13 protein-coding genes are annotated in these 12,481 nt (G+C 35.8%); 5 read left to right on the forward strand and 8 right to left on the reverse strand.

The window, feature by feature from the left end:
* The first annotated feature begins 238 nt into the window (after window positions 1-238).
* A complete protein-coding gene (locus tag ABEG11_RS09285; protein WP_348823893.1) occupies window positions 239-646 on the forward strand; it encodes a hypothetical protein in 408 nt (135 codons plus the stop codon).
* Window positions 647-786: 140 nt separating this feature from the next.
* On the opposite strand, the gene ABEG11_RS09290 is transcribed toward ABEG11_RS09285, so the two are convergent.
* The 3 genes from ABEG11_RS09290 to ABEG11_RS09300 all read right to left on the reverse strand — a co-directional run bounded on the left by ABEG11_RS09290 (window position 787) and on the right by ABEG11_RS09300 (window position 4,117).
* Entirely contained in the window at window positions 787-1,782 is a 996-nt protein-coding gene (locus tag ABEG11_RS09290; RefSeq protein ID WP_348823894.1) for an NAD(P)H-dependent glycerol-3-phosphate dehydrogenase, read from the reverse strand.
* A 300-nt stretch (window positions 1,783-2,082) separates the two neighbouring features.
* Complete coding sequence (locus tag ABEG11_RS09295; RefSeq protein ID WP_348823895.1) at window positions 2,083-3,240, reverse strand: iron-containing alcohol dehydrogenase; 1,158 nt, start codon at window positions 3,238-3,240, stop codon at window positions 2,083-2,085.
* 106 nt (window positions 3,241-3,346) lie between these two features.
* Entirely contained in the window at window positions 3,347-4,117 is a 771-nt protein-coding gene (locus ABEG11_RS09300) for a type 1 glutamine amidotransferase domain-containing protein (protein ID WP_348823896.1), read from the reverse strand.
* A 99-nt stretch (window positions 4,118-4,216) separates the two neighbouring features.
* Between ABEG11_RS09300 and ABEG11_RS09305 the strand changes: the two genes are divergently transcribed.
* Window positions 4,217-5,113 (forward strand): LysR family transcriptional regulator, encoded by an 897-nt coding sequence (locus tag ABEG11_RS09305; RefSeq protein ID WP_348823897.1) that lies wholly within the window; start codon window positions 4,217-4,219, stop codon window positions 5,111-5,113.
* On the opposite strand, the gene nadD is transcribed toward ABEG11_RS09305, so the two are convergent.
* From nadD to ABEG11_RS09325, 4 genes are all read right to left on the reverse strand, one after another.
* Window positions 5,114-5,695: a nicotinate (nicotinamide) nucleotide adenylyltransferase gene (gene nadD, locus ABEG11_RS09310; protein WP_348823898.1), complete on the reverse strand. Its 582-nt coding sequence runs from the start codon at window positions 5,693-5,695 to the stop codon at window positions 5,114-5,116.
* An 81-nt stretch (window positions 5,696-5,776) separates the two neighbouring features.
* Complete coding sequence (gene gmk / locus ABEG11_RS09315) at window positions 5,777-6,346, reverse strand: guanylate kinase (protein ID WP_348823899.1); 570 nt, start codon at window positions 6,344-6,346, stop codon at window positions 5,777-5,779.
* 81 nt (window positions 6,347-6,427) lie between these two features.
* Entirely contained in the window at window positions 6,428-7,288 is an 861-nt protein-coding gene (locus ABEG11_RS09320) for a YicC/YloC family endoribonuclease (protein ID WP_348823900.1), read from the reverse strand.
* 473 nt (window positions 7,289-7,761) lie between these two features.
* Window positions 7,762-8,112, reverse strand: coding sequence for an arsenate reductase family protein (locus ABEG11_RS09325; protein WP_348823901.1), 351 nt, complete (start codon window positions 8,110-8,112; stop codon window positions 7,762-7,764).
* A 76-nt stretch (window positions 8,113-8,188) separates the two neighbouring features.
* Between ABEG11_RS09325 and ABEG11_RS09330 the strand changes: the two genes are divergently transcribed.
* Together ABEG11_RS09330 and ABEG11_RS09335 are read left to right on the forward strand one after the other, a co-directional pair.
* Complete coding sequence (locus ABEG11_RS09330; RefSeq protein ID WP_348823902.1) at window positions 8,189-8,644, forward strand: DinB family protein; 456 nt, start codon at window positions 8,189-8,191, stop codon at window positions 8,642-8,644.
* A gap of 145 nt (window positions 8,645-8,789) precedes the next feature.
* Window positions 8,790-9,935, forward strand: a complete 1,146-nt coding sequence (locus ABEG11_RS09335) for a cystathionine gamma-synthase (RefSeq protein ID WP_348823903.1) — start codon at window positions 8,790-8,792, stop codon at window positions 9,933-9,935.
* 65 nt (window positions 9,936-10,000) lie between these two features.
* On the opposite strand, the gene ABEG11_RS09340 is transcribed toward ABEG11_RS09335, so the two are convergent.
* Window positions 10,001-10,786: a THC0290_0291 family protein gene (locus tag ABEG11_RS09340; RefSeq protein WP_348823904.1), complete on the reverse strand. Its 786-nt coding sequence runs from the start codon at window positions 10,784-10,786 to the stop codon at window positions 10,001-10,003.
* A 300-nt stretch (window positions 10,787-11,086) separates the two neighbouring features.
* Here ABEG11_RS09340 and gdhA point away from each other — a divergent pair, with 300 nt between their 5' ends.
* Entirely contained in the window at window positions 11,087-12,430 is a 1,344-nt protein-coding gene (gene gdhA, locus ABEG11_RS09345) for an NADP-specific glutamate dehydrogenase (RefSeq protein WP_348823905.1), read from the forward strand.
* Window positions 12,431-12,481: the final 51 nt, after the last annotated feature.

The following is a 12,481-nucleotide window of genomic DNA, read 5'->3' on the forward strand; positions in this document are numbered from 1 at the left end:
TTGATTTCAGAAGGATTTAAAAACGTTAATCATAATCAATATAAGGAGCTGTTTCCAGCTGTCCACTATATCTTTTATGCCGAACCCCGGCATAAAAGGATGTCGCTTCCATCTGGGCTAGGGCATTCCAGATTTAAGGAGTTTAGCACCACAATAAATAAAAATTTATGATTTTGATTAACGATTTTAAACTTCTAAATCATCAATCAGAAATCGTTAATCATTACTCAAAAATCAAATGAAAGCAGATATTACCATCCCCGAAGTAGAAAACGTATTCCTTGCCGCCGTTCAGGAATGGAGTGACGATTTTATGGAAAAAGTATGGTACGCTTACTTGATAAATGACAGCGATTTTCAATTGGATAGCGTTATGGTTGTTTCCAAGGCTTTTGGAACTATCGATGGCGAAATGAAGAAAACATCACTGCTGCGCCATGCTTTTATGGAAGTTCCCGCAGTTTCGGTGGTGAAAATAGAAATGATTGAAAAAAGCGTTTTGGCACTTAACAATGAATTTATGGTAACCTATTTTATTGGAAATACTTTATACGAAAAAAAATTTATTTTTAAAGCCAACAGCATCAATGAAACCAATGTGGAAGAAGTACCGCTACTGTTTGTTGACGGAGTGATGGTGAAGTAGAGCATAGAATAAAGACACTAGAAAATAGACTTACTAACGAAAAAAAAAGAGTCAAGACGTTGAATTTGTCTTGACTCTTTCTGTTTATAAGTAAAACAAAGTCTATTTTCTAACTTCTATATTCTTTCTTTTAAAAAAAATTAATCCAGTTCCTCGGTCAATTTTTTAAACACGGTTTTGGCATCTTTTCCTTCGTACAAAATGGCATAAACAGCATCAATAATTGGTGTACTGGCACCATAACCCTGATTGAGTTTGTAAGCGCTTTTTACAGCATAATATCCTTCGGCAACCATACTCATCTCCATTTGAGCCGACTTTACGGTATATCCTTTGCCAATCATATTTCCGAACATTCTGTTTCTTGAAAAAATAGAATACCCCGTTACTAATAAATCCCCCAAATAAGCCGAATCATTAATGTTTCGCTTCATTTTATGAACTTTTTTGATGAATTTTTTCATCTCCCGAATAGCATTGCTCATAATTACGGACTGGAAATTATCGCCATAGCCCAGTCCGTGTGCAATTCCTGCTGCGATGGAATAAATGTTTTTCAGCATGGCAGCATATTCAGTTCCAATGATATCATCTGAAATTTTTGCTTTAATATAATTGCCGGACAAATTTTTGGCAACAATACCAGCTTTGACTGGATCGCCACAGGCTATGGTTAAGTACGAAAGCCTTTCTAATGCTACTTCCTCTGCGTGGCAAGGTCCGGTAATAACTCCAATATTGTAATAAGGGATGTCATATTTATAATGAAAATGCTCACCAACAATTAAACTGGTTTCGGGAACGATTCCTTTAATAGCCGAAAAAATGATTTTATCTTTTAGAGAAACTGTCAGTTTTTCCAGTTCGCCATTCAAAAATGCGGATGGGATCGCAAATATGATATAATCGGCATAAGCAACAGCTTCGTCGATGTCGCTGGTAAGTTTCAGCTTTTGGTTGTCAAACTCTACTGAGCTTAAATAATTGGGATTGTGTTTGTAGGCTTTAATATGTTCAATGGCTGCTTCATTTCGCATATACCATGAAATCTCGGGAAGATTAACGCACAACATTTTAGCTATAGCAGTTGCCCAGCTTCCGCCACCTATCACTGCAAATTTTAAATTATCGGCCATTTTTTTATAAAATTTCACCAAAAGTACTTAAAAATATACCAATTACACAAATTAATTTTTTTGTCAGGTATCGATTTTGCAGGGGTTTATATGGTCTTTTATCAAAAAAAATAAATTATTTATATTTTTTTTTGATCTTATACAATATTTATAGAGTGTTTACGTTGTAAGTCATTATAAATAAATTGTTTAAGCAAGATATATGAATTTTGAGTTAGTTAGTTTTGTTTTAGTATTTTAAAAGGCGTTCTAATTGGTTAATAGAGCGCCTTTTTTTTATAAAATTACTTATAGATCAAATTAATAACTCATCAATACAATCTCTTTTACTTTTTCTAAAGTGATATTTTGTTTTTCTCCCAAGGCTTTCCAGCCTCTTTTTTCGAAGCGGTCGACTATGAAATCGGCAGTTTTTTCAAAATTTTCAGCGTTTTCTGACAGTAAAGTTTTCATACCCATTGCGTGAAAGAAAGCGATTGTTTTTTCGATGGCTTCTGTTGCAATTTCGTCCTCAGTTCCTGATAAATTAAAGACACGTTTGCCATATTGTGCTAATTTTTCCTTTTTTGTTTCGTACATTACTTTGTATAGACTCGGGCCAATAATGGCTAGGGTTCTGGCGTGATCGATTCCATAAAGGGCGGTCAATTCGTGCCCAATCATATGAGTTGCCCAATCGCTTGGGACTCCTTTTTGAATCAGTCCGTTTAAAGCCATTGTACAGCTCCACATAAAATTAGAAGCTAATGCATAGTCTTCAGGATTTTCGACAACTTTTGGACCTACTTCAATTAGAGTTTGAAGAATTCCTTCAGCAATTCGGTCTTGTAAATACCCTTCGTGAGGATAGGTTAAATATTGTTCCATCACGTGCGTATATGCATCGACAACACCATTTTGCAATTGTCTTTTGGGTAAAGATTGTATAACTGTTGGGTCGCATATTGAAAATTGTGGAAATAATGCTGATCCTCCAAAAGCCAGCTTCTCTTGAGTTGCAGCAATAGTTACAACTGAGCCAGAGTTCATTTCACTTCCGGTAGCAGGCAAAGTTAAAATTGTACCAAAAGGAATTACATTTTCTTTAATCAAAATGTGTTTTTGAAGAATATCAATCGGATCACCATCAAATCGGACTGCTGCCGAAATAAATTTTACTCCGTCAATAACGCTTCCGCCTCCTACAGCCAGAATAAAGTCAATGTTCTGCTCTTTTATGATTTCGACAGCCTTCATTAAGGTTTCAAAATGGGGATTAGCTTCGATTCCCCCAAACTCAACAATTTCAAACCCTTTAAGATTATCAATTGCTTGCTGGTGGATTCCATTTTTAAAAATGCTTCCACCGCCGTAAGCCAGTAATATTTTGGCACCTGCAGGAATTAATGTTCCCAGTTTTTCTATTTGTCCTTTTCCAAAAACCAATTTGGTTGGATTGTATAATTCAAAATTCAGCATGATAAATTTTTTTAGAGGCACTAAGTTACGAAGAAGCTAAGAATCTAAGTTTTTTAATTCACTTAAATCTTAGAAACTTAGCATCTCAGAGTCTTAGAGACTTTAATTATTTTTTAGAATTCAATTGTGCCAATAGTTTCTCAGCTACCAATTTGGATGAAGCTGGATTCTGGCCAGTAATCAGTAAACCATCTTCTACTGCATAAGCTCCCCAATCAGCACCTTTAGAATAAGCAGCTCCGTTTTTTTGCAATTCATCTTCCAGCAGGAGAGGAACAATTTTAGTTAATCCAACAGCTTCTTCTTCTGTATTGGCAAATCCGGTTACTTTTTTTCCTTTCACCAAAAATTCTCCATTTACTTTTACATTTTTTAAAACGGCAGGAGCATGACATACAAATGCTATTGGTTTTTTATGTGTATAAAAAGATTCAATTAAAGCGATAGATTTTTTGTCTTCTACCAAATCCCAAAGCGGGCCATGACCTCCAGGATAAAACACAGCATCGTAATCAGCCTGATTTACATCTGCTAATTTTTTGGTGTTTTTTAGTTTTTCTAATAAAATCTTATCGGCGTCAAATCGTTTCGTGTCTTCTGTTGCCGATGATGGATCGGCGCTTTTTGGGTCAATCGGCGGCTGTCCTCCCTTTGGAGTGGCGATGTCGATAATCACGCCTTTGTCCAATAATGCGTAATAAGGTGCAGCTAATTCTTCTGTCCAAAATCCTGTTTTTTCTCCAGTGTTACCCAATTGATCGTGACTGGTAACTACGAATAATACTTTTTTCATCTTTTTGTTATTTTGTTTTTGCGCAGTTGCCATAAAGGAACCTGCAATTAATAATACGATTGTTAATAGACTTATTTTTTTCATAATTTTATTTGTTTGATAATTATCGATGAGCAAATTTATGGCGAATATGATATCAGTAAAAATAATTTAAATTATGTTTGTGATAAATTTATTTATATCATGGTCAATCTAGAGTGGTACCGAACGTTTAAATCAGTTTATAAAAACGGAAATTTTTCTTTGGCTGCCAAAGAATTATTTATCAGCCAGCCTGCTGTAAGCCAGCAGATAGTAATGCTCGAGGCACATGTCGGCTACAAGCTTTTTAACCGAAAGTCCAAAGGGGTAGAACCAACAGAATATGCTAAGTTACTCAATAATTTAATCATTGATGCTTTGGATCGATTGGAAAATGTAGAAAATGGATTCAGGGCTAAAGCTTTTAACGCCAACAGATTAATTTCCATAGGAATCTCAAAACATCTAATGAGCAGTATTGGAAGTTCAATGGTTTCAAAATTCGATTTTATCGATTTTACATTTCATAATAATGATGCCTTATTTGATTTGGTTAATACAAAAAAATTGGACTTTGCTATAGTGACTAAGAAGTTTGACACTTTTGATACGATTCAGAAAAAAGCTGGAGAGATCAAGCAAGTTATAGTTGGTTCTTCCAATATTGATTTGTCAGATTTTGAATCAAAAATAAAAAGCCACGATTATGCTGCGATAGAAAACTGGCTGAATGACCAGAAGTGGTACAGCCATGATGCGGGAATACCCCATGTTAAATTATTCTGGCTCTATGTTTTTGCTAAAAAAAGACCGTCAATGGTAGCCAACTATATTATTCCATCAGAATATGAAATGCTGGAAATCCTTTCTAAAAACACTGGAGTTGCTGTGACTTGGAATATTAATGCTAAAAATCTGATTCAGGAAAAAAAACTGCAGTTAATATGGAACAGCAATGAAATGCCAAGTACTGATGTGTTCTTGCTTTCCAGTAAAAATAGTAATTTGAACTCTGTTTTTGAAGATATAGAAACGGAATTGAATTCGGTTTTGAGTTAATTATTTCTTGTAAAAATTATTATGATCGATATATTCCCAAACTTTATGAGGTAATAAAGGCTGGACATTTTTTCCCAGTTTGATGTTCTGCCGAATATCTGTCGATGATATTTCTACAATTGGAGCATCAATAATATGGACTTTTGGATGTGATTTCAGTTCCAGGTTTTCCTCTTCAGAAGATATTCGCGGATAAACATAAATATCATGATTATCTAAGATTACTTCATAGTTTTTCCATTTGTGAAGTGTTTTCAGATTGTCTTCGCCCATGATTAACGAAAACTCATAATCTGGATACTTTTCATGCAGATGAATCAAAGTGTTCACCGTAAAATTGGGTTGGGTTAGTTTAAATTCTATGTCAGACGGTTTTATTTTTGGAAAATTTTCGGTTGCCAGATAAACCATCTGCAAACGCTGATGATTGTCAAGCAGCGTTGCTTTCTTTTTTAATGGATTGTGTGGCGTAACAACCATCCAGACCTGATCTAAACCAGCATGCTCTGCCATGTGATTGGCAATAATCAAATGTCCCACATGAATGGGGTTGTACGTTCCAAAATAGAGTCCGATTTTCATTTTTTTAAGGCAATAGGCAATAGGCAATAGGCAAAAGAAATGAGCGTAATACTAATAACTTTTGCTTTATGGCTAATGACCTTATTTAATAAAGTTTTTCACCAATTGATGAGCCTCTTCGAGTGCTGCTGGTAAATCATAATTTTTGATAACCACATCAAATTGTGGTGCGGTGGCCAGTTCTACGTGGGCTTTTGCAATACGCATATTGATTTTGTCTTCGCTTTCGGTGGAGCGTTCTTTGAGTCTTCGTTTAAGTTCATCGACACTTGGTGGTTTTACAAATACCGCCAAGGTTTCTTCGGGAAATTTGTGTTTGATGCGAAGGCCTCCGGCAACATCAATATCAAAAATCACGTTTTTGCCTAAAGCCCAAATGCGTTCAACTTCGCTTTTCAGCGTACCGTAGAAATTATCACGATAAACTTCTTCCCATTCAACGAAATCTTCTGCTCGGATATGGTTTTTAAATTGTTCCAAGGACATAAAATAATAATCCTTTCCGCTTACTTCTTCACCTCGCGCTTCACGCGTCGCTGCTGAAATAGAAAACTCTAAATTTAAATCTTCCTGCTTTAATAAATGCCTGACAATAGTTGTTTTCCCAGATCCCGATGGTGCCGAGAATACGATTAATTTTCCTTTTTTCATTTTTTTTAAAGATTAGTCCTCAGTCCCTAGTACATAGTCCTTGATTTCTAAGGACTATGTACTAGGGACTAATTACTTTTTTTACAAAACATTCAAAACCTGCTCTTTAATTTTCTCAAGTTCATCTTTCATCTGAACGACCAATTTCTGCATCTGTGCATGGTTTGATTTGGAACCCATAGTGTTGATTTCACGACCCATTTCCTGCGTAATGAATCCAAGTTTTCTACCGTTGGCTTCCGTTCCGTTAATGGTTTCCAGAAAATAATCCAAGTGGTTGGTCAAGCGGACTTTCTCTTCGGTAATATCCAGTTTTTCTAAGTAATAAATCAATTCCTGCTCAAAACGGTTTTCATCTACATTCACTTGCAATTCGGCAATGGCAGCCTGTAAACGGTCTTTTATAGCCTGAACACGTTCAGGATCCAGTACCAAAGCCTCATTCATAAACTGACGGATATTTGCAATTCTCAACTGAAATTCATTTTCAAGAGATTGCCCTTCGTCTTTGCGGAAATTCAGGATATTCTGCAGTGCTTCTTCAATAGCTGTCTGGATTTGAGCCCAGTCATTTTCGTCGATTTCTTCGCGCTCAATTTTCATCGTGTCGGGCATGCGCACGGCCATTTTCATTAGCTCGGTTTCATCGGCTTGAGCATAAACCTCTCTTAATTGACTGATGTAGGCTTTTACGATAGGCACATTGACTTTGGTAGATGTCTGTTCGGCGGTGCTTTCGATAAAAATCGAAAAATCTATTTTGCCTCTTTCAAGTTTCAAAGCGATCTGGTTACGCAAACCCAGTTCCATTTCGCGATACAGTGAAGGCATTCGAACATTTAAGTCTAAACCTTTACTGTTTAGTGATTTTACTTCTACCGTAATTTTTTTGGTTGGTAACTGCAGAGTGGCTTTACCAAAACCAGTCATGGATTGTATCATATATTTTTCTAAAAGTGTTCAAAGATAAGAAAAAAGTGTTCAGTGGTCAGTTTTTAGTATTCTCTCTGTCAAATACAGATTTGTTTTACCGCAAATTCGCCAATTTTTCAAATAACCTGAATTCGATTCTTTTATAGGAGCAGAAAGATTAGGCATTTTCAGGAAGCATTGGTCCCGCTTTCCGTTACAATCTTGAGGGCTGAACCCCAGCCCACAAGGATTTCCACTATAATCGGGGCTAAAGAGAAATATTTGCTTCGCCTGTTCGCTATTGCTCGAGTGTGATTTTTTGCAGATATCTCAGACCTAACAGGTTTCAGAAACACAAATATTCAGAAGAGCTGAATTGCTTGAATCCGATTCGTTTTGCGCACTGTTTGTCATTCCATAGGAATCTCACACAACAAGAGTAACCAACGTGGGATTCCTACGGAATGACATACTTTGCGGATAATTTGTGGTAAAAAATCACATTACCCCAATACTTTCATCACCTGATGAATATTCTGCTGAGAATTTCCAATATAAATTTTGCCGTCAATGATAAAAACAGGACGGCTTATAAATGTATAATGTTCTAAAATATATCTTTTATAATCATCTTCAGTCAGGGATTTGTTTTTTAAATCCAATGATTTATACAATTGCGCTTTTTTACTGAATAAAGCTTCATAACTTCCTGCAAGGCTATGCATTTCATCTAATTCCTCAATAGTAATTGGATTTTGTTTGATGTCATGAAACGCTAAGTTATGATTTTGCGGTAGCGCTTTTATTATTTTTCGACAGGTATCGCAGGATGCGAGATAGTATATTTTATTCATTTTTGCAGTATTTTCTAATTGCAAAGGAAAACATTTGATGTTTAAAATGTTTAATTTTATGCAAAAATATAAAACAATGAAAGATACATTCGAAGTTAATCTTACCAGCAGAAAAATGCTGAACGCTTATTTTGAAAATTATACGCTAGAACAATTGAATAAGATTCCAGAGGGATTTACTAATAATTTAATTTGGAACATTGCCCATATTGTAGTCACGCAGCAGATACTGGTTTATAAATTATCGGGATTGCCAATGATGGTTTCGGATGCAATGGTCGAAAAATACCGAAAAGGTACCAAGCCAGAAGGAGATGTGACCCAAGCAGAAGCAGATGAAATAAAAGAATTGCTGTTTGATACGTTACATAAATTGGAAGCAGATTATAACAATGGTATTTTTGTAAATTATCAGGAATACCCAACATCTACAGGGTATATTTTGAAAAGCGCAGCAGGGGCAATTGAATTCAATAATTTCCACGAAGGACTGCATGTCGGGATTATGATGAGCATTAGAAAGTTTATTTAGGTTTTTAGCCGAATAATATAAGTGCATTAATTTTTTGCCACCGATTACACGGATTCACACAGATTTTTATAGAAGTAATCTGTGTGAATCTTTTGGCAAATTTTCTTCAAGGTATTCATAAAATAATTATTAAAAAGATAAAACAATGAAATTTAATACCAAAGTCATTCACGGAGGACAGCACCATGATCCAAGCACAGGAGCAGTAATGCCGCCAGTTTATCAAACTTCTACATTTGTACAGACAAGCCCAGGTAAGCCATTAAATCCAGATTATGAATACAGCAGAGCTGCAAATCCTACGCGAACGGCTTTAGAAGACGCATTGGCGAGTATCGAAAACGGAACACGCGGATTGGCTTTTTCATCAGGACTCGCAGCGACCGATTGTATTTTGCGATCTTTTAAAGCGGGGGACGAAATCATTGCTATGGATGATTTATATGGTGGTACTTATCGCATGTTTACCCGCATCTATAAGGATTCGGGAATTAAATTTCATTTCGTAGATATGAATGATCTGGATAATTTTAGATCATTCATTAATGAAAATACCAAAATGGTCTGGGTGGAAACGCCAACAAACCCTTTAATGAAACTAGCCGATATTGAAGAAATAGCCAAAATAACCAAAGCCAATAATATCCTTTTTGCTGTCGATAATACTTTTGCGACACCTTATTTGCAAAAACCATTGGATTTGGGAGCAGATATTGTAATGCACTCGGCGACTAAATATTTGGGCGGACATTCAGATGTGATTGCTGGAGCCTTGATTGTAAAAGATGAAACGTTAGGAAACCAATTGCATTTTCAGCAATTTGCTACAGGAGCCACTCTTGGACCGATGGATAGTTTTTTAGTGTTAAGAGGAATTAAAACTTTGCATCTAAGAGTGCAGAGACATTGCGAAAATGGTGGTAAAGTAGTTGAATTTTTGAGTAATCATCCAAAAATAAAGACCGTTTATTATCCAGGACTTCCGACGCATCCGTTTAATGAAATTGCCAAAAAACAAATGAGCGGATTCGGGGGAATGGTTTCTTTCACTTTTGTGTCTGGCCAAAAAGAGGAGGCTGTACAATTTTTAGAAAAACTAAAAGTATTTACACTGGCAGAATCATTAGGTGGCGTAGAATCATTAGCCAATCATCCAGCATTGATGACACACGCATCAATTCCTGAAGATAAAAGAAAAGAAATTGGTATTACAGATGACTTAGTTCGTTTGAGTGTGGGTATCGAAGATGCCGAAGATTTAATTGCCGATTTATCACAGGCATTAGAATAATATAAAACTAAAAAACCAGCTTTGATTGTAAAAGCTGGTTTTTTAGTTTTTGATAAACATTTTTCTTAATGGTCAAAATAGAAAATATATCCAACACCTATAGAAGTTAACCAATCATTGTTTTTGTTTTCTGTATACAAATCTTTATTAGGATTGAGTCCGTCAACCCAATCAGAGCTGAAATATTGCGCTCTCACATCAAATATTAGATCCGACATAGAACTCAGCTTATATCGAGTCCCAAAATTTAGAGCCACAGAAAAAACCGTTTTGCTTTCATTAGCATATCCATGTGGGTGCCCGTCTGATGGGACTAAATATTTTGGATGAGTAGTGGTTGTATTTCCAAGATCTCCTAACTCAGAAGATGCAGCAGCTGTATAATAACTAACCTGTGGGCCGATGCTTACATAAGGATTAAAACTCCCAATTGTTTTCTCGAAATCATGAATATGCAGAAAACTATATTCAAGCTGTATTCCCAAATTAATCAATTGGGTTGTACCTCTCATAGCTTGCAGCTGTTTTGATCCTACACTGTTTTTTTCAACCCATTCACCATAATGCTGTAAATCGGTCTTGCTATATGAGAATTCATTTCTTACTTTGAAATGCTCGGCAAAATAATCATTTACATAGTCTGTATAGGAGAAATTCAAAAAATCAACAAACGCGATTCCAAACCCCATATTCTTTATATTGGTTTGAGTATCGTTACGCTGTCCATAATCAGATCGAAATTGTATTGGTCCAGCAATAACACCAATTTCATGCGTAATTCCACCTTGGGAAAAAGCGAGTAAGGGTAAACCAATCAATAGCAGTGATGCAATTGTTTTTAATTTAAGCATAAGTAGACATTATTTTGGTGGCTGGACAAAGATATAAAAAGTGACAAGATAGATTTGATTAATAAAAAATAAATACTAAAAAAAATAAAAAATTAAATATTAGGCTTTTATTTAATAATTCTTATCAAAACTATATCGATTTCGTAAAAACTATATCTCATGTATTGAATTTTTTATAAATGATTAATAAAAAGATAATTTTGCGTCAATATGGCTTTAAAAAAGTTAAAATATTTCAATAAGATGTATATTTGCAAAACTAACTGAAGCGTTTCTTTAACGTTTATAATTTTAATATCCATGTCACAAAGCATTACAGATTTTATAGAATTAGTTGCCAGAAAAAATCCGAACGAGCCGGAATTTATGCAAGCTGTTACCGAAGTTGCCGAAACAGTAATTCCTTTTATTGAACAAAACGAAAAATATCAAAACAAAATGCTCCTGGAAAGAATGGTCGAGTCAGATCGTATCATCATGTTCCGGGTAGTTTGGACAGACGACAAAGGGAACACTCAGGTAAATAGAGGATACCGTATCCAGATGAATTCGGCTATTGGGCCATATAAAGGCGGAATCCGTTTTCATCCTTCTGTAAATTTAAGTATTTTGAAGTTTTTGGCTTTTGAGCAGACTTTCAAAAACAGCTTGACTACATTGCCAATGGGTGGCGGAAAAGGAGGAGCCGATTTTGACCCTAAAGGAAAATCAGATAATGAAGTAATGCGTTTCTGTCAGGCTTTCATGACCGAATTATCAAAGCATATTGGTGCTGATACCGATGTACCAGCTGGTGATATTGGTGTAGGAGGAAGAGAAGTAGGATATATGTTTGGACAATTCAAGAGATTAAGAAACGAATTTACAGGAGTTTTAACCGGTAAAGGAATTTCTTTTGGAGGGTCATTAATCCGTCCAGAAGCTACAGGATATGGCGATGTGTATTTTGCGCAAAGCATGTTAGCAACTAAAGGTGAGAGTTTCGAGGGTAAAACCGTTGTAATTTCGGGATCTGGAAACGTAGCACAATATGCTGCTCAAAAGGCAGTTCAATTAGGAGGTAAAGTAGTGACGCTATCAGACTCTGCGGGATATATTTATGATGCCGATGGTATTGATGCTGAAAAATTATCTCATGTTATGTATATTAAAAATGAGTTAAGAGGAAGAATCAGCGATTACACAGCAAAATATCCAAATGCGAAATATGTGGCTGGCAAACGCCCTTGGGAAGTAAAATGTGATGTTGCCCTGCCTTGTGCAACTCAAAATGAGCTGAACGAAGACGAAGCAAAAACTCTTGTAGCAAACGGATGTATCTGTGTTGCCGAAGGAGCAAATATGCCTTCTACGCCTGAGGCTGTTCATGTTTTCCAAAAAGCTAAAATTTTATTCGCTCCAGGAAAAGCTTCCAATGCGGGCGGAGTAGCAACTTCAGGTCTTGAAATGTCTCAAAATTCATTGCGTTTAAGCTGGACTTCGGAAGAAGTAGACGAAAAACTAAAAAATATCATGAAAGACATACATGCTTCATGTGTAAAATATGGTACAGACGCTGCAGGTTTTACTGACTATGTCAAAGGAGCAAACATTGCTGGCTTTGTAAAAGTAGCCGATGCGATGCTTGCACAAGGAATAGTATAAGAAATTTAGATTTTAGACTGCATAATTCAGATTGCAGAATATAAATAAACT

The organism is Flavobacterium aestuarii, from assembly GCF_040049115.1.
GTDB lineage: Bacteria > Bacteroidota > Bacteroidia > Flavobacteriales > Flavobacteriaceae > Flavobacterium > Flavobacterium aestuarii.